At 57.2% G+C, this 22,633-nt stretch carries 20 protein-coding genes; 7 read left to right on the forward strand and 13 right to left on the reverse strand.

The window, feature by feature from the left end:
• Nucleotides 1-22 precede the first annotated feature (22 nt).
• The 9 genes from bamA to rpsB form a co-directional block, all read right to left on the reverse strand.
• The gene (bamA, locus tag FCN80_RS11770; protein WP_230492629.1) at nt 23-2,440 is read right to left on the reverse strand and encodes an outer membrane protein assembly factor BamA; all 2,418 of its coding nucleotides are present in this window, start codon (nt 2,438-2,440) and stop codon (nt 23-25) included.
• 42 nt (nt 2,441-2,482) lie between these two features.
• A complete protein-coding gene (rseP, locus tag FCN80_RS11775) occupies nt 2,483-3,844 on the reverse strand; it encodes a sigma E protease regulator RseP (protein WP_230492630.1) in 1,362 nt (453 codons plus the stop codon).
• 14 nt (nt 3,845-3,858) lie between these two features.
• Entirely contained in the window at nt 3,859-4,716 is an 858-nt protein-coding gene (gene cdsA, locus FCN80_RS11780; protein WP_136990359.1) for a phosphatidate cytidylyltransferase, read from the reverse strand.
• A gap of 9 nt (nt 4,717-4,725) precedes the next feature.
• Nucleotides 4,726-5,487, reverse strand: a complete 762-nt coding sequence (gene ispU / locus FCN80_RS11785) for a (2E,6E)-farnesyl-diphosphate-specific ditrans,polycis-undecaprenyl-diphosphate synthase (protein ID WP_136990360.1) — start codon at nt 5,485-5,487, stop codon at nt 4,726-4,728.
• Nucleotides 5,488-5,752: 265 nt separating this feature from the next.
• Nucleotides 5,753-6,949 (reverse strand): 1-deoxy-D-xylulose-5-phosphate reductoisomerase, encoded by a 1,197-nt coding sequence (gene ispC / locus FCN80_RS11790; protein ID WP_136990361.1) that lies wholly within the window; start codon nt 6,947-6,949, stop codon nt 5,753-5,755.
• A 160-nt stretch (nt 6,950-7,109) separates the two neighbouring features.
• Nucleotides 7,110-7,667, reverse strand: a complete 558-nt coding sequence (gene frr / locus FCN80_RS11795) for a ribosome recycling factor (protein WP_136990362.1) — start codon at nt 7,665-7,667, stop codon at nt 7,110-7,112.
• Between the two features lie 121 nt (nt 7,668-7,788).
• Nucleotides 7,789-8,514, reverse strand: coding sequence for a UMP kinase (gene pyrH / locus FCN80_RS11800; protein WP_136990363.1), 726 nt, complete (start codon nt 8,512-8,514; stop codon nt 7,789-7,791).
• A gap of 249 nt (nt 8,515-8,763) precedes the next feature.
• On the reverse strand, nt 8,764-9,621 hold the full coding sequence (tsf, locus tag FCN80_RS11805) for a translation elongation factor Ts (RefSeq protein WP_136990364.1): 858 nt from the start codon (nt 9,619-9,621) through the stop codon (nt 8,764-8,766).
• A gap of 371 nt (nt 9,622-9,992) precedes the next feature.
• On the reverse strand, nt 9,993-10,718 hold the full coding sequence (gene rpsB, locus FCN80_RS11810; RefSeq protein WP_136990365.1) for a 30S ribosomal protein S2: 726 nt from the start codon (nt 10,716-10,718) through the stop codon (nt 9,993-9,995).
• Nucleotides 10,719-11,055: 337 nt separating this feature from the next.
• On the opposite strand from rpsB, the gene map reads away from it, so the two are divergent.
• From map to FCN80_RS11830, 4 genes are all read left to right on the forward strand, one after another.
• Nucleotides 11,056-11,850: a type I methionyl aminopeptidase gene (gene map / locus FCN80_RS11815; protein ID WP_136990366.1), complete on the forward strand. Its 795-nt coding sequence runs from the start codon at nt 11,056-11,058 to the stop codon at nt 11,848-11,850.
• A 76-nt stretch (nt 11,851-11,926) separates the two neighbouring features.
• Nucleotides 11,927-14,653: a bifunctional uridylyltransferase/uridylyl-removing protein GlnD gene (glnD, locus tag FCN80_RS11820; RefSeq protein WP_230492631.1), complete on the forward strand. Its 2,727-nt coding sequence runs from the start codon at nt 11,927-11,929 to the stop codon at nt 14,651-14,653.
• A gap of 96 nt (nt 14,654-14,749) precedes the next feature.
• Nucleotides 14,750-15,574, forward strand: coding sequence for a 2,3,4,5-tetrahydropyridine-2,6-dicarboxylate N-succinyltransferase (gene dapD / locus FCN80_RS11825; protein ID WP_136990459.1), 825 nt, complete (start codon nt 14,750-14,752; stop codon nt 15,572-15,574).
• A gap of 295 nt (nt 15,575-15,869) precedes the next feature.
• Nucleotides 15,870-16,265 (forward strand): DUF3461 family protein, encoded by a 396-nt coding sequence (locus FCN80_RS11830; RefSeq protein ID WP_136990367.1) that lies wholly within the window; start codon nt 15,870-15,872, stop codon nt 16,263-16,265.
• 30 nt (nt 16,266-16,295) lie between these two features.
• Here FCN80_RS11830 and FCN80_RS11835 read toward each other — a convergent pair whose 3' ends face one another.
• From FCN80_RS11835 to syd, 4 genes are all read right to left on the reverse strand, one after another.
• A complete protein-coding gene (locus FCN80_RS11835) occupies nt 16,296-16,748 on the reverse strand; it encodes a flavodoxin (RefSeq protein WP_136990368.1) in 453 nt (150 codons plus the stop codon).
• A gap of 235 nt (nt 16,749-16,983) precedes the next feature.
• Entirely contained in the window at nt 16,984-17,307 is a 324-nt protein-coding gene (locus FCN80_RS11840; RefSeq protein WP_136990369.1) for a YqcC family protein, read from the reverse strand.
• 171 nt (nt 17,308-17,478) lie between these two features.
• Nucleotides 17,479-18,270, reverse strand: coding sequence for a YdcF family protein (locus tag FCN80_RS11845; RefSeq protein WP_136990370.1), 792 nt, complete (start codon nt 18,268-18,270; stop codon nt 17,479-17,481).
• A gap of 617 nt (nt 18,271-18,887) precedes the next feature.
• Nucleotides 18,888-19,436, reverse strand: a complete 549-nt coding sequence (gene syd / locus FCN80_RS11850) for a SecY-interacting protein (protein ID WP_136990371.1) — start codon at nt 19,434-19,436, stop codon at nt 18,888-18,890.
• Between the two features lie 73 nt (nt 19,437-19,509).
• Between syd and queF the strand changes: the two genes are divergently transcribed.
• Genes queF through xni form a run of 3 tightly spaced genes read left to right on the forward strand, consistent with a single transcriptional unit; the run spans nt 19,510 to nt 22,573 of the window.
• Nucleotides 19,510-20,358, forward strand: a complete 849-nt coding sequence (gene queF / locus FCN80_RS11855) for an NADPH-dependent 7-cyano-7-deazaguanine reductase QueF (RefSeq protein ID WP_136990372.1) — start codon at nt 19,510-19,512, stop codon at nt 20,356-20,358.
• Nucleotides 20,359-20,414: 56 nt separating this feature from the next.
• Entirely contained in the window at nt 20,415-21,779 is a 1,365-nt protein-coding gene (ppnN, locus tag FCN80_RS11860) for a nucleotide 5'-monophosphate nucleosidase PpnN (RefSeq protein WP_136990373.1), read from the forward strand.
• A 38-nt stretch (nt 21,780-21,817) separates the two neighbouring features.
• Nucleotides 21,818-22,573: a flap endonuclease Xni gene (gene xni / locus FCN80_RS11865; RefSeq protein ID WP_136990374.1), complete on the forward strand. Its 756-nt coding sequence runs from the start codon at nt 21,818-21,820 to the stop codon at nt 22,571-22,573.
• Nucleotides 22,574-22,633: the final 60 nt, after the last annotated feature.

Consider the following 22,633-nt stretch of genomic DNA (forward strand, 5'->3'; position numbering starts at 1 on the left):
CGCGCTGTGAAGTCACGCAATATTACCACGTTTTACCGATATTGAACTGGAACTGCTCAGCCTTGTCGCCTTCCTGCTTTTTGACCGGCTGGGCGTAAGAGAACACCAACGGCCCCAAGGGCGACATCCACTGCAACGCGAAACCGCTCGATACCCGCAACTCCGGCTTGCTGTAATCCGGCACGCCGGCCGCCAGGGTTTCCGCGGTATTTTGCCATTTGGTATCCCAGACCGTACCGCTGTCGACAAAGAACGACGTACGAATCGAGTTGGCGTATTTTGCGCTGACAAACGGGGTCGGTACAATCAATTCCGCGCTCAACAGCGCCATGGCGTTGCCGCCCACCCCGTCGCTGGAGCGGTCGATCGGACAGGTGGAATACGAGGTGGAGCCCGACGGACAGTTATAGTACGCCGCTTTCGGCCCGATGGTATTCGAGCGGAACCCCCGCACCGTGCTGGAACCGCCGGCGTAGAAGTTATCGTAGAACGGCACTTCCTTGCCGCCCAGGCCGTCGGCATAGCCGGCGCGCCCGCGGCCCATCAGCACCCAGTTGCCGCTATCGGTCAACGGCAGGTAGCTGGTGGTGTCGAAGGTCAGTTTATAGTACTCGTTGTCGGAGCCCGGTACGGTCACCTTGCCGATCAGACTGGAGGTGGTGCCGGACGTGGGGAAATACCCCCGGTCGAGATTGTTGTAGCTCCAGCCGGTGGAGAAGAAGAAATCATCCGTGCTGAAATCAGCGTCGGCGGTTTTGTTCTCGCCCACGACAATGGGCGGATGGATGCCCATGGTGTCCAGGTAGCGCCACATGGCCACCTGCGGTTGCATCTTCGACAAATCGTTATGGACGTAATCGACACCCAGATTGAGCGAGTTGGTTTCGCTGATGGGGAAGCCCAAGGTGGAGCCGATGCCATAACTTTTGTTGGTATAATCCGACAAGTCGGCATCGTCGGCCTTGAAGTCATTATAGAAGATGCGCCCGCCCAGACTGACGCCGTCCACGGTAAAGAACGGGTTGGTCATCGACAGTTCGGCGTAGGTCTGGTAGTCGTTCTTGGTGCCGTTGAAGGCGACGGTGTTGCCGGTACCCAGCCAGTTGTCCTGCTGAATGCCGAACTGGAAGCTGACGCCGCTTTCCGTACCGAACCCGACGCCGAAGTTGATGCTGCCGGTATTGCGTTCCTTCACCTTGTACACGACGTCCACCTGATCGTCGGTGCCGGGCACCCGTTGCGTGGACACATCGACGGTTTCGAAATAACCGAGCCGATTAAGCCGTTCTTTGCCTTGTTCGACCAGATCGCTGCCCAGCCAGGCCCCTTCCATCTGCCGCATCTGGCGGCGCAGCACTTCGTCTTTGGTAACGTCGTTGCCCTCAAAGCGTATGCGCCTGACCAGGAAACGGTTGCCGGCGTCCACATTGATATGCAGTTTCACCGTCTTGTCGGCATCGTTGATTTCCGGTTGCGTCACCACCCGCGGATAGGCATAACCGTAGCGACCCAGCAGTTGCTTGATGTCATTTTCTATTTTGGTGACCTTGGCGCCGCTATAAAGGTCGCCGGGCTTAACCTTCGCCAGGGACTCGATTTCCGCCGAATGCCCGGCCATATCGCCGTTTACCACCGTGCCGGACAGCGTATACTGCGCGCCTTCGGTGATATTCAGGGTAATGTAAATGCCTTTTTTATCGGGCGTGAGGCTGACCTGGGTGGAATCGATATTGAAACGGGCGTAGCCGCGATCCAGATAGAAGCTGCGCAGGGTTTCCAGATCGCCCGCCAGTTTCTGTTTCTGGTATTTGCGATCGCCCACCACGTTCCACCAGGGCACCTCATCCCGTAATTGGAAATGAGACACCAGCTCTTCGGTGGAAAAAGCGTGATTGCCGACGATATTGATCTGCTGGATCTTGGCCGATACCCCTTCGGTAAAGACCAGTTTCAAATCGACCCGGTTACGGGGCAGCGGCGTCACCACCGCCTTCACCGTCGCGCTGTATTTGCCGACGCTATAATAGAAATCCTCCAGCCCCTGTTCGATATTGGTGATGGTGGTGCGGTCCAGGGCTTCACCGACCCGGACACCGGAGGCTTCGAGATTCTGTTTCAGCTGATCGTCTTTTACCGCTTTATTGCCGGAAAAGGTGATACTGGCAATGGTGGGCCGCTCCTTGACCTGAACGACCAATGTATCTCCATCACGCAACACCCGAACATCCTCAAAGTTTCCGGTGGCGAATAAAGCACGGATGGTATTGCCGATGTCTTCGTCGGTGGCCGTATCGCCGACGCGTATCGGCATGCTGAGCAACGCCGCCCCGACGGCGACTCGTTGCAGTCCCTCGAAATGGATGTCCTTGACTACGAACCCGTCCGCACCGTATACGGTGGCGCTGCTAAGAAGCAGCGACGCTATGAGCAACTTTTTCATCGCCATCGTGGTTATTCGTTCTTCCTAACGTAATCTCCAGCGTCAAAGCCGGGAGAAATCATTGAAAAGTGCCAGCCCCATTAACAGCACCAGTAAAATTGAACCGATGCGATAACTGAAATCCTGCACTCGTTCGGAAACCGGCCCACCCTTAAGCTTTTCTATCGCCAGGAAGAGCAAGTGACCACCATCTAATACCGGTAACGGGAACAGGTTGATGATACCCAGATTGACGCTAATCAACGCCAAAAACATCAGGTAATATATCAGGCCGTATTCCGCCGACATTCCTGCGCCCTGGGCTATGGAAATCGGCCCGCTCAGGTTGTTCAGCTTCACATCGCCCGTCACCAGTTTGCCCAGCATGCCGACTGTCAGTTTCATCAGCTGCCAGGTCTTGTCGCCCGCCTGGTACATCGCAGGCAACAGGCCGTACTGGCGTATCGTTTTATACTCCCCAGGCAGCGGTATCACCTGCGGCACCACACCCGCAAAACCTTCCACCTCGCCGTTGCCCACCGCTTTTTCATCGGGAATCAACGTCACGGACAGCATTTTTCCGTTACGTTCGATTTCCAGGGCCAACGGTTTGCCGGGTTGATCCCGTACCTGCATCACAAAGTTCTGCCAGCGTCCAATCGGACGATTATCGACTTTAACGATCCTGTCGCCCGCTTGCAAACCGGCTTTCTCCGCCGCGGACGCTTTTTGAACCTCCGACAATACCGATTCTATCTGCGGACCGCGTGGAGTGATGCCCAACGCCGCGATGGGATCTTGTTTGTCCGGCTCAAACCGCCATGCCCGCAAATCAAGGATTTTCCTTTCGACGTGCGACGACCCGAATGGCGCGACGCCGATGGCGGCCTGACTGTCGCCTATTTTGCCGATAAGTTCAAGGCGGACCGAATCCCAATCAGGCGTTTCGATACCGTCAACGGATTTTAGTTCCATCCCGGGAGAAATTTCAGCTTGCGCGGCGATGGACCCGGGGGCGACCTCGCCAATCACGGGACGAAAGCTGGGTACGCCGATCAGGAATACCAGCCAGTAGGCAAACACCGCGAAAATGAAGTTGGCGACGGGTCCCGCGCTGATGATGGCGGCGCGCTGCCATACCCGTTTATGATTGAACGCTTCATGCCGTCGCTCCGGCGGGACGGTATCCACCCTTTCGTCAAGCATTTTGACATAACCGCCCAGCGGAATCAGGGCAACGACATATTCCGTGCCGCGCCTGTCGGTTCGCCGCCAAAGGGCGCGCCCGAAACCGATGGAAAAACGTTCCACCGTGACGCCGCAACGGCGGGCCACCCAGAAATGGCCAAATTCATGCACGGTGATCAAAATACCCAGCGCAACGATAAATGCCGCGAGACTCCAGAGAAAATGCACTATGATCATTCCCGGCCCCTCGATTAAATAGCCTTGAAAACCAGCAGCATCAGACAGGCGAATACCGGCACGGCCGCGGTAAGGCTATCAATGCGATCCAGAATGCCGCCATGGCCCGGAATCAACGTGCCGCTATCCTTGATGCCGGCTTCACGCTTGAACATGCTTTCCGTCAGGTCTCCCAATACCGACGCCAGCACCGCGATAACCGAACACAACAACAGGCTCAGCGGTACCGCATTCAACGGCGCATATTTCCCGAACAGCCAGGAAATCATGGCCGACGTCAGCAGGCCGCCGCAAAGCCCTTCCCACGTTTTGCCGGGCGAGACCTTGGGCGCCAGTTTGTGTCTGCCCAGCGTCCGGCCAAAAATATAGGCGCCGGAATCCGCACCCCACACCAACAGCATGACGTACAGCAGCCACCAGGCGCCGGTAAAGTGATTCAGAGCGTATTCGTGCTGGCGCAGCGTCACCATACCCCAAAAAAACGGCATGATGGTCAACACGCCGAAAACCAGCCGCAAGGTGTTCGAGCGGCGCCAGAGCGCGGCGGATTGCGGATAGCACAGCACCAGAACCAGCGCGGCCAGCCACCATATCAGCGAAGCGCCGAGCGCGTATTTCACCTGCCAGGCGGCGGATACAGGATGGTATTCGGGCAACGTCAACAGCATCGCGGCCAACAGCAGCCCGCATAAAATAGCCAGCCAGATGCGCTGATTGCGGGTTGTCAGGCCGGCCAATTGTCCCCATTCCCAGGCGGCCAGCATGCACACCGCCAAGGTTACCAGCGCGAAGCCCTCCGGCGGCAGCCAAAAGAGCGCGGCAATAACTATCGGTATCAAAATAAAGGCGGTAATCAAGCGAGACTTCAGCAAACATCCCCCCTAGGACGCATCGGCATCAATAGGCGTAGTTCCTCCGAAGCGACGCTCGCGTTGAGCAAAGGCATTCAGCGCACCTTCAAATACGTTTTCGTCAAAATCGGGCCATAACACGTCGGTGAAATAGAGCTCGGCATAAGCTATCTGCCACAACAGAAAATTGCTGATGCGGTGCTCTCCGCCGGTGCGGATAACCAAATCCACCGGCGCCAGCTCGTTCAGGCACACATGTCGGCACAGGCTGTCCTCATCGATTTGATCAGGCCGCAGCAAACCTTCCTGCACCTTCACCGCCAGTTGCCGCACGCCCTGAATGATATCCCAACGGCCGCCATAATTCGCGGCAATATTCAGTGTCAGGCCACTATTCTCGCGTGTCAGCGCCTCGGAACGGCGAATACGCTCCTGTAACCGCAAGCCGAAACGACTGACATCGCCGATGATGCGCAACCGGACATTATGTTTGTGCAGACTTTTCACCTCGCTGTCCAGCGCTCGTACAAACAACTCCATCAGCGCGGACACTTCCTGGGTCGGCCGGTTCCAGTTTTCGCTGCTAAAAGCATAGAGCGTCAACGCGTCGAAATGGTGGCTTACGGCAAAGCTGACTGCGCGACGCACCGACTTGACCCCGGCCTTGTGGCCGAAGACCCTTAATTTACCCCGGTTTTTCGCCCAACGGCCATTGCCATCCATGATGATGGCCACATGCCTTGGCACGGATGATGGCGGGACAGTAGCCTCTTGCTGATTGTCGGACGACATAGCGCTTACGTGTTTCCTCAATAAGGTATACCCGTCATCTTTCACATTGCCGCCGTGCTGGCTTGCGTCGCGCCGCAACTCGGATTTTTTGGGTATACAACCATCTTTCCGGAACAATTGGCCCCGAATACGCAAAAAAGCCGTGCGCTGACACGGCTCGCTCCTGAATCCTTCTTAGCCGGCCATCTCTCAGGAGGGAGGTGGCGCTGACTATAACATTTCGCCAGCGGCGGAACAAATCGGGCAAACGGAAACCGGCTGGCGCTTAATGGGTCCGCGCCACGATTTCGCCCCTGGCGATGTCGCGCGCTTGCGCGTCGATTTCCAGCACGCCCTCGATGCTGTCCGGCTCCGCCAAAACCATACGTTCCAGTACGGCGCCATTGAGCGCGGCGATATCGGTGAAACGGATTCGCCCCTGTAAAAAAGCCTCGACCGCGACTTCATTGGCGGCATTGAGCGCGGTGGTGGCCGCCTGGCCCGCTTCGGACGCCTGTATCGCCAGTTGCAAACAAGGGTAGCGCGCATTATCCGGCCGGTCGAATGTCAATTGGCCGATGCGATAAAAATCGAGCGCCTCGACCCCGGCATCGACCCGCTCGGGATAGGCCATGGCATGGGCGATGGGCGTGCGCATATCCGGCGATCCCAGTTGGGCCAGTACGCTGCCGTCGTGATAACGCACCATGGAATGAATCACCGACTGCGGGTGCAAAATCACTTCCATTTGCGCCGCGGAGGCATTGAACAACCAACGGGCCTCGATATACTCCAGCCCCTTATTCATCATGGTCGCCGAATCCACCGAGATTTTGCGCCCCATCGACCAGTTGGGATGCGCGCAGGCCTGATCGGGCGTTTTCGCCGCCAGTTCGTTAAGCGGCGTCTGGCGAAAAGGCCCGCCGGAACCGGTAAGAATAATACGCGACACGCCGTGGGCCTCCAGGGAAGCGTACCCTAGTTGACGCCGCAGGGGTTCAGGCAAACTCTGAAAAATCGCGCTATGTTCGCTATCTACCGGCAACAGCCGCGCCTGGCTGCGACGGGCCTCGCTCATGAACAATCGCCCGCAGGTCACCAAAGACTCCTTGTTGGCCAGCAGCACTGTCTTGCCGGCGCGCAGCGCCGCCAACGTGGGTAATAGACCGGCGGCGCCGACAATGGCCGCCATAACCTGATCCACCCCGTCCAACGCCGCCAGTTCGCCGGCCGCATGGCTGCCCGCCAGCACCTCGGTGCCGACGCCGGCATCGCGCAACCGCCAACGCAACGCCCGCGCCGATTCCTCATCGGCCATACAGGCGTAGGCGGGCCGGAACGCCAGACATTGCGCCGCGAGCCCCTCGACGTTATGTCCTGCCGCCAGCGCGCGCACGGCGAATTTATCAGGATTTTGCTTTACGACAGCCAGCGTGCTGACGCCGACCGAACCGGTGGAGCCGAGAATCGTCAAATGCCTCATGAGGTACTCTGAAATGACCGCATATCGTGATAATGATCGAAGCAACGTAGTCTGAAACGTTGCGCAACATTTGTCTATGACGTTGCCGACAAAAAAAAACCGTAGCGACGCGCGATCCCGCAGGATCCGTCGCTACGGCGACAAGTCTTGGGCAAAATGATTAAATTTCCATTAACTCGGCTTCTTTTTCCGCCAGCGCGCCATCGATCTTTTTAATGTACTGGTCGGTGAGTTTCTGGATATCGTCCTGCGAACGCCTGTCCTGGTCTTCGCTGATCTCTTTGTCCTTGAGCAGCATTTTGACCTTATCGTTGGCATCGCGACGCACATTGCGCACAGAGACCTTACCCTGCTCGGCTTCGGATCGCACGACCTTGATCAGATCCCGTCGGCGCTCTTCGGTCAGCGGCGGCAGCGGGACGCGGATCACCGTGCCGGCGGAAGCGGGGTTCAATCCGAGATCGGAGGACAAAATCGCTTTTTCCACCGCTTGGGTCAGCGTGCGGTCAAATACCGTAATGGCCAATGTGCGGGAATCTTCGGCCACCACGTTAGCCAACTGGCGCAACGGGGTCGCCGCGCCGTAATATTCGACATGAATACCATCAAGCAGCGCCGGGGAAGCGCGGCCGGTCCGGATTTTGCCGATATGGTTTTTGAATGCCTCGACGCATTTTTCCATACGCGCTTCGGCATCTTTGCGGATTTCATTAATCACGTTGCGAACCCTTGAGACTGGTTATCCGGTGGGACTCGAATCTATGTCAAGCCCATGATGATCTCAACCGGCGCCGGCCGGCCAAGACCTCGGGCATCTCGCCCTTGATAGTAACCTATTATTATTTAGTAATGAGCGTGCCTTCTTTCTCGCCCATCACCACCCGGCGTAATGCGCCCGGCTTGTTCATGTTAAACACCCGAATCGGCAAATTATGATCGCGGGCCAGTGTGAAAGCCGCCAGATCCATCACTTTCAGTTCCTGCTCCAGTACATCCTGGTAGCTTAGCTGTTCATAAAGTGTAGCATCGGGATTTTTGACCGGATCGGCGGAAAAAACGCCATCCACTTTTGTGGCTTTCAATACTACGTCCGCCTCGATTTCAATACCGCGCAAACACGCGGCGGAGTCTGTGGTGAAAAAGGGATTGCCGGTACCGGCGGAAAATATCACCACCCGGTTATTGCGCAGCAGACTGATGGCCTCCGCCCAGCTGTAATTATCGCAAACGCCGTTCAAGGGAATGGCGGACATCAGACGCGCGTTGACATAAGCGCGGTGCAGCGCGTCGCGCATGGCCAGCCCGTTCATGACCGTCGCCAACATGCCCATGTGATCGCCGACCACCCGGTTCATGCCGGCCTGCGCCAGACCCGCGCCGCGAAACAGGTTGCCGCCGCCGATGACGACGCCAACCTGAATGCCCAGTTCCACCAGTTCTTTGACTTCCTGGGCCATGCGGTCCAGGACGCTGGCGTCGATACCAAAACCTTCCGCGCCTTGCAAAGCCTCGCCGCTCAATTTCAGCAGGATACGTTGGTATACGGGTTTCGCATTGGTTGCCATTTTTCTGTTCCTAAGCAACGAAAACAAGATGGGCTGACACGACAACTCACCGCGTCTTGCGGATTGGAATCCCGCGGCGAATGTCCCCTGACTTATCGCTGGCGGCCGGCCCTGCATGCCGGCGGAGCCGAACGGGCACAGGCGGCCCGCGCGACGGTAAGCGCCGACGGCCGGCGCGATTCAGCGCCAGGCCCGGCCGGTTACTATCGTACAACCGAACGGGAGATTGTACGCACTATCTTTATCTTATTACGATTGCTTGGTGATGGCGGCGACTTCCGCGGCGAAATCCACCGACGCTTTCTCAATGCCTTCGCCCACTTCGAAACGGATGAAATTCAGCACGCTGGCCTTGTGTTCTTGCAGCAACTGACCCACGGTTTTGTTGGGATCCATGACGAAATGCTGGCCGGTCAAAGAAATTTCGCCGGTGAATTTGCGCATACGGCCTTCAACCATTTTTTCCGCGATTTCGCGGGGTTTGCCGGACTGCATGGCGATATCAAGCTGGATCTGATGTTCACGGGCCACGACGTCGGCCGGGACATCCGCGGCATTGACATATTCAGGCTTGCTGGCGGCGACATGCATGGCGATGTGCTTGACCAGTTCGCCGTCGGCGCCGGAGGCGGCAACCAGCACGCCGATGCGCGCGCCATGCAGATAGGCGCCCAGTACGTCGCCTTCCAGGGCGGCAACCCGGCGAATATTGATGTTTTCACCGATTTTGGCCACCATGGCGGTACGCTGCTCTTCGAATTTGGCTTTCAGCGCTTCGATGTCGGTGATGCGCTCGGCAAGGGCGGCGGCGACCACTCCGTCGCCGAAGGCTTTGAAGCCGCCGTCTTTGGCCACGAAATCGGTTTCACAGTTGAGTTCGACGATAACACCGTATTTACCATCTTCGGCGATTTTGGTCAGGATGACGCCTTCGGCGGCGACGCGGCCGGCTTTCTTGGCCGCTTTTGCCTGGCCGGACTTACGCATGTTATCGATAGCCAGTTCAATATCGCCCTGGGCTTCAACCAGCGCTTTTTTACATTCCATCATGCCTGCGCCGGTGCGTTCACGCAGTTCTTTCACCAGAGCGGCGGTAATATCAGCCATATCTTTTCCTCGTTATCCCATGCGGGGGACAGGTAAAAAAGAGGGCCTGCGGACAGGCCCTCTAACCAACGTAACTCTTTATACTCGCCATGCTTCATATTGCCTCTTGGTCGGCTTCGCTCGCTCATCCCGGTCACAGCGTTATCTATGCTCCCGGGGATAATGGGAAACACGCAGTTTCTCACCGAAGATCCGCCGCCGGCGGCTTGCATTTGTTCCCGACGGATTCGTCGTTCACTTGCCGCCGCGATGCAACTCGAATTATCTAGAGTATAAACTTGGTTAATAAGGGCTCCATAACCCATGCCCGCCCTCTTTCGCGGAGCCGGCACGCCGGCCGGACGATATCGGGCACAGGAGAGCATGCCTTATTATTCAGCTTCCACAAAGCTTTCTTCGGCTTGTTCGACCAGGTCCTGGGAACGGCCTTCGCGAATAGCGGTGGACACGGCGCTCAAATACAAATTGATGGCGCGAATGGCGTCGTCGTTACCCGGGATGATGAAATCCACGCCATCGGGATCGGAATTGGTATCGACTATCGCAAACACCGGAATGCCCAGATTGTTGGCTTCGTTGATGGCGATGTGTTCATGCTCGGCATCAATGACAAACAAAGCGTCGGGCAGGCCGCCCATATCCTTGATGCCGCCCAGGCTGTTTTCCAGCTTGTCCAGTTCACGGGTGCGCATCAGCGCTTCTTTCTTGGTCAGCTTTTCGAAGGTGCCGTCCTGGGATTGGGTTTCCAGATCCTTCAAACGTTTGATGGACTGGCGGACCGTTTTCCAGTTGGTCAGCATGCCGCCCAACCAGCGATGATTCACGAAAAACTGATCGCAATTGCTGGCCGCTTCCTTCACCGCTTCGCTTGCCGCGCGTTTAGTGCCGACGAAAAGGATTTTACCCTTGCGGGCGGCAATCTTGTTCAGCTCGGCCAGGGCTTCGTTGAACATCGGTACCGTTTGCTCAAGGTTGATGATATGAACCTTGTTGCGCGCGCCGAAAATAAAGGGTTTCATTTTCGGATTCCAGTAACGGGTCTGGTGTCCGAAATGAACACCCGCCTTGAGCATGTCACGCATGGAAACAGTTGCCATGATTAAACCTCTATAGATGGATTGGGGTTACGCCTCCACGCATCCCATGCGGCCGACCCCGCCATTAACAACGGGGCACCCCGGCGCATGTGCCGATACGTGTGTGTAATAACACAATTGAGCCTATTTGTTGGGGCGGCTTTCGCGACCTTCACGGTCTATACCGCCCGTCGGCGCGCTTTATACCATAAACCGCGTCCGGACTCCACTATTTGTTCAAAGCCCTTCCGTCGCCAAATGATAATTTGGCAGTCCCGCTCGGGGACTGATAACATAATCCCTTACGTTCTATTTTAACCCTAAATCGTCGACATTCACGCCGACTGCGGATCTATTCATGGCAATTCCAATTAAAAATTCAGACGATATCGCAAAGATGCGCATCGCCGGCCGACTGGCCGCCGAAGTGCTGGAAATCATCGAACCCCATGTGGTGCCCGGCGTCAGCACCGGCGAGCTGGATCGCTTGTGCCATCAGCATATTACCGAACATCAACATGCCATCTCGGCCAGCCTGGGGTATCACGGCTACCCCAAGTCCGTTTGTATTTCGGTGAATGAGGTGGTTTGTCACGGTATTCCCTCCGATGAAAAGAAACTCAAGGACGGCGATATCATCAATATCGATGTCACCGTCATCAAGGACGGTTTTCACGGCGACACGTCCAAAATGTTTCTTGTCGGCAAACCGACCATACTGGGCCAGCGGCTCTGCCGGATAACCCAGGAAAGCCTGTATCTGGCCATCAAAATGGTCAAGCCGGGTATCCGTCTGCGCAGCCTGGGACGGGCCATTCAGCGCTTTGTCGAGGCGGAAAACTTCTCGGTGGTGCGCGAATACTGCGGTCACGGCATCGGCGAAGGCTTCCATGAAGATCCGCAGGTGTTGCATTATGATGCCGATGACGGCGGCGTCGTCTTGCAGCCGGGCATGGCATTTACCATTGAACCCATGGTTAATGCCGGCGATTACCGCATCCGGACCATGAAGGACGGCTGGACGGTGAAGACCAAGGACCACAGCTTGTCGGCGCAATATGAGCATACCATTGTGGTCACGGAAGACGGTTGCGAAATCATGACGCTGCGCGAGGAAGAAACCATGCCGGCCGTGATATCCCATGCGGCCTGAATCCGGGATCGTCCGGGGGGAGCGACGCCGGCGAACAGGCGGTACGGGCCGTTGGCCGGCGCGTACCTGATTACTTATGCAGGTTGCGTTCTTTTCCGGACGCGCCGGTTTTATCATGGGCACCCGAATGCCGGACAGAATTCTTCAGTATACCGAACAACCCGCCGACGGCAAATTACCCACCAAACCCTCATCGCCGCTCACCTGGCCCGATGAAGCGTTGAACCGGGCGTTTTTGCGCTGCCGGCTGGATGAATTCCAGACCTGGCTGGCGGATGCCTTCAATGCCGGCGTGCCGGCCGAAATTCTGATAGACGCACGGGCGCTGTACATCGACCAGTTGCTGCGTCAACTGTGGCGTTTTTATGGTTTCGACGAGGTAGCGGAAACCGCGCTGGTGGCGGTGGGCGGCTACGGCCGCGGCGAATTGCATCCCCTTTCGGATATCGACGTGCTGGTGCTAAGCCAAGCGCCGCTGCCCGCGCCGCAGGCTCAGCACATCAGCGAACTGCTCACGCTGCTATGGGATTTGAAGCTGGAAGTGGGACACAGCGTGCGCAGCCTTGGGGAATGCCTGCATGAAGGGCTGGCCGACCTGACCATCGCCACCAACCTGATCGAATCGCGGCTTATCTGCGGCGATGTGGCGTTATTTCTTAAGCTACAGAAAAGCATCTTCAGCGAAGACTTCTGGCCATCCTGCCAGTTTTTCCCCGCCAAGCTGGCGGAACAAGAGGAACGGCACCAGCGCTACCATGGCACCAGCTATAATCTTGAACCGGATATCAAAAGCAGTCCCGGCGGCCTGCGTGACATTCATACCCTGCTTTGGGTGGCCCACCGGCATTTCGGCGCCACGTCCCTTGACGAAATGGTGGGTTTCGGCTTTCTGACCCAGGCCGAACGCGACGAGCTCATGGAATGCCAGAGTTTTCTCTGGCGTATCCGCTTCGCGTTGCACCTGGCCATCACCCGTTATGATAATCGCCTACTGTTCGATCGTCAGCAAAGCGTGGCGCAAATCCTGCGCTATCACGGCGCGGGCAACGCGCCGGTAGAACGGATGATGAAGGATTTCTTCAGGGTGACCCGCCGGATAGGCGAATTGAATCAAATGTTGCTGCAGTTGTTCGACGAAGCCATCCTGACGCTGGCGCCGGACGAAAAACCCCAGCCGTTGGACGAGGATTTTCAGTTGCGCGGCAGTCTTATCGATTTGCGCGACGACACCTTGTTCGTGCGCCGGCCGGAAGCCATTATGCGCATGTTCTATCAAATGGTGCGCCATCAACATATCACCGGTATCTATTCCGCCACCCTGCGGCAGCTGCGGTTCGCCCGCCGGCATCTCGAGGCGCCGCTTTGCACCATTGCCGAGGCCCGCCGGTTATTTATGGAGATCCTCCGCCATCCCGGCGCGGTCAGGCATGCATTGTTGCCCATGCACCGCCATAGCGTGCTCTGGGCCTATATGCCGCAATGGAGCAATATCGTCGGGCAGATGCAATTCGACCTGTTCCACGCCTATACCGTCGATGAGCATACGATCAGGGTCTTGCTGAAGCTGGAAAGTTTTGCCGATGAGAACGAGCGCGCCCGGCACCCGTTGTGTGTGGAACTGTTTCCCCGCCTGGCGCATCCGCATTTGCTGCTGCTGGCGGCGCTGTTTCATGATATCGCCAAAGGCCGCGGCGGCGATCATTCCCTTCTTGGCGCCAAGGACGCCCTTGAGTTCGCCGAACTGCACGGCCTGCATTCCCGCGAAGCGCAGTTGGTGGCATGGCTAGTGCGTTTTCATCTGGTCATGTCGGTGACGGCGCAGCGCCGCGATATTCAAGATCCCGCCGTGGTGCTGCATTTCGCCGCCGATATCCAGACGGAAAGCCGCCTGCATTACCTGCTATGTCTGACGGTGGCCGATATTTGCGCCACCAACGAAACCTTGTGGAACAGTTGGAAACAAAGTCTGTTGCGTGAGCTGTTTTTCGCCACGGAAAAACAGTTGCGGCGCGGTATGGAGAGCGCTCCGGATATGCGGGCGCGGATCCGCCATCACCGGGCGCAGGCGCTGGCGCTGTTGCGTATGGAAAATGTCGACGAGGAGGCCCTTCACGCGCTCTGGAACCGCTGCCGGGCGGATTATTTCCTTCGTCACTCCCCTAATCAATTAGCCTGGCATGCCCGCCACTTGCTACGGCATGACTACTCTCAGCCGCTGGTGCTGATAAGCCCTCAGGCCACCCGAGGCGGAACCGAGATTTTCATCTGGAGCCAGGACCGCCCCTATCTGTTCGCCGCCGTGGCCGGAGAACTGGACCGCCGTAACCTGAGCGTGCACGACGCGCAGATATTTACCAATCGCGACGGTATGGCCATGGATACGTTCGTGGTTCTCGAACCGGACGGCAGCCCGTTGGCGGCCGATCGCCATGCCATCGTCGCCCAGGCGCTGTTGCAAATTCTGCAACCGGGGGAATACCAGCATCCGCGCGCGCGCAGACCGTCCGCCAAACTGCGGCATTTCTCGGTGCCGACCCTGGTGGAATTCCTGCCCGGACATTCCGACAGACGCAGTTATCTGGAACTGACGGCGTTGGACCAGCCGGGTTTGCTGGCCCGGGTCAGCGAGGTGTTCGTGGATTTGGGCGTATCGTTGCACGGCGCGCGGATCTCCACCATTGGCGAACGGGTTGAAGACCTGTTTATCCTGGCCGACGGCGATCGCCGCGCCCTCAGCCCGGAAATCCGGCAGGAACTACGCCAACGGTTGATCGCCGCGCTCACTCCCGGCGAAAAAATGTGATATATACCCTTAAGATATCGAGTCGCATCGCGGCGGCTAGCGATGCACCGACCAGCAGTATTTACTTACTATCGGCATGTACAGGACGAAAACAGGATGCAGCAATTACAGCAACTCATTGAAAATGCGTTTGAGCGCCGGACGGAAATGACCCCCGCCTCGGTGGACGACCGGACTCGCGACGCGGTCAACCAGGTCATCGACCGACTGGACGACGGTACGTTGCGGGTGGCCGAGAAAATCGACGGCCAGTGGGTTACCCATCAATGGTTGAAGAAAGCGGTATTGCTGTCGTTTCGCATTAGCGACAATCAGCTTATCGACGGCGCGGAAACCCGTTTTTTCGATAAGGTCCCGATGAAATTCGCCGATTACGATCAGGCGCGTTTCCAGCGCGAAGGCTTCCGCGTGGCGCCCCCGGCCAGCGTGCGCAAAGGCGCGTTCATCGCCCGCAACACCGTCTTGATGCCCTCTTATGTTAATATCGGCGCCTACGTGGATGAAGGCACTATGGTGGACACTTGGGCCACCGTGGGGTCCTGCGCGCAGATCGGTAAACATGTCCACCTTTCCGGCGGCGTGGGCATCGGCGGGGTGTTGGAGCCGTTGCAGGCCAATCCGACCATTATTGAGGACAACTGCTTTATCGGCGCCCGTTCGGAAATCGTCGAGGGCGTGATTGTCGAGACGGGATCGGTGATCTCAATGGGCGTATTCATCGGCCAGAGCACCAAAATCTATGACCGGGAAACCGGTGAAGTGCATTACGGCCGCGTACCCGCGGGCTCCGTGGTGGTCTCGGGCAATTTACCGTCCAAGGACGGCCGTTACAGCCTGTATTGCGCGGTTATCGTGAAAAAAGTCGATGAAAAAACCCGCGGCAAAGTGGGCATCAATGAGTTATTGCGCACAATAGACTGAGTCCTGCGCGGCAAACACGGATCCCGCCCGGATATCTGGCTAGGATGAGCCGTTTATGGCACTTTATACTCTCGATGATTCGAGTTGCATCTCGACGGCCTGTGAACAAACGCAGCCAAGACAAGAGGCAACCTGAAGTATGATGAGTTTCTGGCGCCCGCGGGCGCCATAATACAACCCGCAATAGGATAATATATACTCTACATGCTTCAAGTTGCGGCGCGATGGCGAGCGAATACAGCCAACAAAGTGGCATCGTGAATTTTGACGAGTATACACACCAAGAGGTAGCGCTATGTACGATAACCTGAAAAGCCTCGGCGTTAATCATCCGGACGATATCGAACGTTACAGCCTGCGTCAGGAAGCCAATAACGACATCCTTAAGATTTATTTCCGCCGGGACAAGGGAGAATTTTTCGCCAAAAGCGTGAAATTCAAATACCCGCGCCAGCGCAAGACAGTGGTTTCCGACAACGTGGCCGAAGGATACCGCGAAATCAACGAAATCAGTCCAAATCTGCGGTATGTCATTGACGAACTGGATCAGATCTGCCAGCGCGAGCAAACCGAAGCGGATCTTAAACACAAAATCCTTGACGACTTACGGCACCTGGAAATGGTGGTTGCCAACAAGATCGCTGAAATCGAAGCGGATCTGGAAAAATTGACGCGCGGTAAAGCCTCATAATCAGCCGGCCCCGTTATGCGGGGCCGCCCGTCATTCGTGAATCAGCGCCGCCCACTTTTCCACCCAGGGCGAGGAGACCACTTCCGGTTCGGGGTATTCCTGAGCGTCGATTTCCAGTAACTCCCCGATCCGCTGCGCGCCTTGCTCCTGTAATAGCGCATCGAACCGGTGGCCGGCGCCGCAGAAATGCTCATAACTGCTATCGCCCAGCGCAATCACGCCATAACGCAGTTCCGGCTGATACCCCACCTGATCCTTTACCGCCTGAAACAACGGCGCGATGCTATCGGGTAAATCCCCCTGCCCGGTGGAGGACGTAACGATCAAGGCGTGATGCCGGCGATAGTACTGCCAGGATTCCAGGGTACCCTCTTCGAACAGTTTCACCTGGTGGCCGCGTTCCGTCAGGATGGTTTCCGCTTCCTCGGCGACCAGCAGTGCGTTTCCGTAAACCGTGCCGACAAAAATACCCACTTGTGCCATGAATCGAACTCCCGTTAATGAATTTCACTGTAAGGCCGTGGCCCTATCCTGAACCGTGGCCGAGGGAAACTCAACCCTCTCATATGTAGGGAGAATCCCGGCCCGGCCCATTGCGGCGTACCCGCGGGCCGACTGCTTCGCCGCCATCGGATGCTCATCGCGATAACATGTCTTGATCTTGACCTCCCTCCCAAAAGGACGGGGTTTTACGGCACGCCTGATAATGGGTCAACGCCTAATCGGGACTTGAACGGGTATCCAGCATGGCGTCCAGTTGTCGCAATAACGCCAGCAGCGATTTGGCATCGGGCAGCGCCTCCTCGAAATAGGGCGCGATAGCGAAACGCGTCGGCAACGTCGCCTGCCTGTCCAGCAAGGCGTGCATACGCGGCAGCAAAATCCACTGCAACCATTGCTGCGCTTCCATGGTGTCGATACAAAAGGGCTCCCGGCTGTCAAAGGCGCCGCGGGCCGGCGGATGGGATTGCCATAGCGCCAGCTGTTTCATGACCTGCTCAATAGCGAACAAATGCTGGCGGACCCGAGAGTGTAATTCCATAGACGGAGCTCCCCACTTAAGATCATCGCGGGACACGCCCGGCGGAACCTGTGAGGATAACATCGAACGCCGCCCGGCCCTAATTCGTCCCGCGCATACCGCATATCACCCGCGGCAATCCCGACCTTGGGGCCGCCTTCGGCGACTTCGGGGAATACGACGAGGCATCGCCTAAATCACCCGGTCGCCGTAATTGGCGCCCAACGCGGCCGCCAGTCGGTCATAGGCTGCCTCCACCGGGGACGGAATGTCGACGTGTTCAATAAAATCGGCGCCGCCGGGGCCGTAGCCGCCCGGCCCATCGCGCAAACGGGGAATTTCGCCCAGCAACAGCGATATAAAACGCGCCTCAGGCCAGCACGCGGCATCCTGAGGGCGCAGTCCCGTCCCGTCTGGGCCGCGTTGCCAACGCGGCGACAACGTCGGCCAGTCAATGAACCGGACGGCGGGCCGATCTCGCCAAACCCGGCGAAAAGTGGCGTCCGTGCGCCGCTGCATTAACGGATCCTGGGTGAGGATCACGGTATCCGGATGCAGGCCGGCCCGATCCAACGTGAGCCGCGCCATACGGGCATTTTCACCGCAATTGGTCGATTGGGTTTCCAGCAGAATGCGTTCGTCGTCAAGCCCGAAAAACCGCCGGCCGATATCCCGCAGGATTTCCGCTTCGCTGCGCCCCGCGGTGGCAATGCCGCCATACACCGGATGACGGGCCACCGCCCCATAGAGCAACTCGGTGGCATGCCCCACGCCGCCGGCGATAAGCAGCATCGGCGATACGCCGGCGGCCATGGCCGAAAAAGCCTGTTCGTCCGTGGCCAGTACGGCGTTGCCGAGCAGGATCAGGATATCCGCCCGATAACGTTCGGCCAATTGCCCAGGATCCGCCCCTTGCGTGTGATCCAGGGATAAGAAGGCCGCCAGCATATTGATATCCGCCACCTGACTGTCTGTAAGCGCCATGCCCCCTCCCGCGAGTGTTTAATGAGCCTATGCCGGTAGGCGTAATAAAGAAAAGGGGGTACTGCAAAAACAGTACCCCCGGTTCGTTTATAGCACTCCCGCTATCCTTATGCTCCCTGCCGTCATCCTTGATGTGGTGTTATTGTCATATAACCTTGCAACACTCCGTATCGGCAACCCCTGTCCATGAAGCGGCCCATGTCATCCCACATTATTCCCTGCGGCAACCCTGCCCACGGTAATTCCCTGTTCCGCTCACTTTCTCCATCCTGGAGGTGTCCGTCATTCATCCTGAAACAACCGGGCCCCTTCTGGCGCCCTCCTTAAATGGCGGCTCTTCCCGAACCGGTTCCCGTCAGGCCGTGGCCAACACGTCAATGATAGCCACATCATGAGGTTAAGTGATAAGATCGCTTAATCCCTAAGCGGATACAAGAGTGTGCCGACCGGAATGCCGACCCTATCACCGGCATACTACTAACACTGCTAATTAGTGCTTTGATTAAAATAAATTAATTACAAAAGCCCATTATCGTTGCGGGTTATATTACTAGATATGTCTTACAAAAAATGTAAGACATATCTTACATTTTAACCGACCGATTTGACAAAATTGTTCAGGCCGTCTCGGGTATCAGCATAGCTAAAAAATCGTGAAGATTATCAGCCAGACTCTGGCGTTTTTTCCGCCCCACCTCTTCCAATAACACCTGACCGGTGAGATTGCACAGGGAGATCAGCGTTTGCTCGGACTCGGTGCTGGCGATAAACAGCGTGGGAGATAACTTCAGCCGCCGTTGCATCACCAAATGACCGATGAGATTTTCCTGCATACGGATGCCGTCCCGCTCACTCCAGATTTGCAGTAATTCCAGCCGCCGCCCCTGGAAGCGGGCGGCCATATCGCCGGCCAGTTGACTGCAATAGAAAGCCTCCACGGCCGGCTGCAAACGCAACCCCAGCGCCCGGCCGACACCAGCCAGCGTCAGACCTTCAGGGGGAGGACAAGGCCGCCAGTAGACCTCGCCGTCGTCCTGGGCGATGACGCATGGCGAGGGCACGCCGTACAATGCCCGGCTGGCGGGAGCATGGCCGGCCACCGACTGCCAGTGCTGCTGATAACGCCGGGTAAAGTCCAGCAAAGCCTGTGACACTTGGTAATCCATAATCTCTCTCATCTTCCGGCTCTCTACGTTACACTAGGCCCATTGTAACAAGAAGGATTCAAGGTAATCATTTATGTCCGTCAATGAAAAACACCCGGTTTTGCGCGAACTGCCCCTGGGCAGGCCCGCCGATTACCGGGATCGCTACGATCCCTCGTTGTTGCGCGGCGTACCGCGCGCCCTTAACCGCGAACCTCTGGGTCTGGACGCCGCGACGCCGGGGTTCTTTGGCGCCGATATCTGGACGCTCTATGAATTGTCCTGGCTGAATGAAAAAGGCATGCCGCAGGTTGCCGTCGGCGAGATGATCCTGGATGCCGGCAGCCGCAACCTCCCCGAATCAAAAAGTTTCAAGCTGTATCTGAACAGTTTCAATCAGACCCGTTTCGCCGACTGGGCGCAGGTCCGGGACACCGTGATTAATGATCTGTCCCGCTGCGCCGAGGGCGACGTCGATCTCACCTTGTTCCGTCTCAATGAATTCACCGGCGCCGTCATTGCCGACTTGGCCGGCGAATGCGTCGATGAGCAAGACATCCAATTTGATGACTATACCTTCGGCAATCACTGGCTGAGCCAGGCGGCCGACCCGGCAATCGAGGTCGATGAAACACTGGTCAGTCATGTGCTGAAATCTAATTGCCTGATCACCCATCAGCCGGACTGGGGCTCAATACAAATCACCTATCGGGGACCGCGCATCGATCGCGAGGCATTGCTGCGCTATTTGGTCTCGTTCCGGCAGCATAACGAATTTCACGAGCAATGCGTGGAGAGGATATTCACCGATATCATGCGCTGCTGCCATCCCCGCCAATTAACGGTTTACGCCCGTTACACCCGGCGCGGCGGACTGGACATCAATCCCTGGCGAAGCAACACGCCTTTCACGCCGTCAAAAAGCCGCCTGGCCCGTCAATAACGTTCCAGCGGACGTTAGCAGCGAATTTATGTGAAACCGCGCAACAAGGAGTCATTTTGATAACGCATATCAGCCCCCTCGGTTCCATGGATTTATTGTCGCAACTGGAAGTGGACATGCTCAAACGCACCGCCAGCAGCGATCTTTATCGTCTCTTTCGCAATTGTTCGCTGGCGGTGCTGAATTCCGGCAGCCAGACCGACAGCAGCAAAGAATTACTGGGCCGTTTCCAGGATTTTGAAATCAATGTGCTGCGTCGTGAGCGCGGCGTGAAACTCGAATTGGTCAATCCCCCGGAAGACGCTTTCGTGGACGGCAGGCTTATTCGCTCGATTCAAGCCAATCTGTTCGCGGTCTTGCGCGATATCCTGTTCGTCAACGGCCAGATCGCCTCGGCCGGCCAACATCAGCATCTCAGCCTGGCCAATTCGGTGCATATCACCAATCTGGTGTTTTCCATCATGCGCAACGCCCGCGGATTGCATGTCGGCGAGGATCCCAATCTGATTGTCTGCTGGGGAGGTCACGCCATCAGCGACACCGAATATCAATATGCCCGTAAGGTCGGCAGCCAGCTCGGCCTGCGCGAGCTGAGTATTTGCACCGGCTGCGGACCGGGCGCCATGGAGGCCCCGATGAAGGGCGCGGCGGTGGGACACGCTCAGCAACGTTATAAAGAAGGGCGGTTCATCGGCATGACCGAACCGTCGATTATCGCCGCCGAACCCCCCAATCCCCTGGTGAATGAACTGATCATCATGCCGGATATCGAAAAGCGGCTTGAAGCGTTCGTTCGTATCGGCCACGGGATGATAATCTTTCCCGGCGGAGCAGGAACCGCGGAAGAACTGTTATATCTGCTGGGCATTCTTATGAATCCGGATAACCGGGAGCAGATATTGCCGCTGATTCTTACCGGACCGTCCATCAGCGCCGACTACTTCCGGGTATTGGACGAATTCATCGTGAGCACTCTGGGTGAACGGGCGCGCCATTACTACACCATCATTATCGACGACGCTGCCGAAGTGGCGCGCCGGATGAAGAAAGCCATGCCCCAGGTCAAGGAGAACCGGCGTACCAGCGGCGACGCCTATAGTTTCAACTGGTCGTTGCGCATCGCCGCCGATCTCCAGCATCCGTTCGATCCTACCCATGAAAACATGGCCAATCTTAATCTTCATCGCGATCAGCCGGCAGAGCAACTGGCGGCGGCGTTGCGGCGGGCCTTTTCCGGCATTGTGGCGGGAAATGTCAAAGAAAACGGCATTCAGGCCATCGAACAACAAGGCCCCTATAAACTTCACGGCGATCCGGCTATCATGAAACGCATGGATCTGTTGCTGCAAGGGTTTGTGGCGCAGCATCGCATGAAACTTCCGGGCAGCGCCTACATCCCTTGCTACGAGATCTGTCTCTAAACGGCGCCCGTCCCTTTCGGCCTATAAGGAGATTAGCCATGCCGGCTCATTTATTGATCGTGGATGCGCTGAACCTTATCCGGCGAATCCACGCCACTCAGGGTTCGTCCTGCCTTGATGCGTGCGGGCAGGCGTTACGGCAGCTTATTTTCCATAGCGCGCCGAGCCACGCGGTGGCGGTATTTGATGACGAACGACGCGACACCAGTTGGCGTCATCAACTTTTGCCGGTGTATAAGAGCGGACGCGCGCCGATGCCGGAAGAGTTGCGCATGATGTTGCCCGATATCCGTGAGGTATTCGCCAGCGCCGGCGTGGTCAGTTGGCAATTGCCGGGTTTTGAGGCCGACGATATCGCCGCGACGCTGGCCCGCAAAGTGGCCGATGCCGGCCAGCGGGTGACGCTGGTCTCTACCGACAAGGGGTATTGTCAGTTACTGTCGCCTTCAATCCGTATCCGCGATTATTTCCAGAAACGCTGGCTGGATTTGCCGTTTATTACCGCGACGTTCGGCGTGCAACCACAGCAGCTCGCCGATTATTGGGGGCTGACCGGTATCGGCGGCAGTAAGATCCCCGGCGTGGCCGGTATCGGCCCGAAAACCGCCGCGCTGCTTATCAACGAGGCGGGGTCGCTGGAAACACTGTATGACAGGTTGGATCAGATCGCGCCCAAATGGCGCGGCAAGCTGGAAACGGGGCGGGAAATGGCTTTTCTTTGCCGGCGGATCGCAAAACTCGATACCCACGTCGATTTGACGGGCAATTTACAGCAATTACGTTTGCGCCGCTAACACCGCCATCGGCCTGGTCTCGTTTTTCGTCGTGATGCAGTTTGCAATAATGAAGAAATG

The sequence above is a fragment of the Martelella alba genome, assembly GCF_005217455.1.
Taxonomy (GTDB): Bacteria; Pseudomonadota; Gammaproteobacteria; order Enterobacterales; family Enterobacteriaceae; genus Acerihabitans.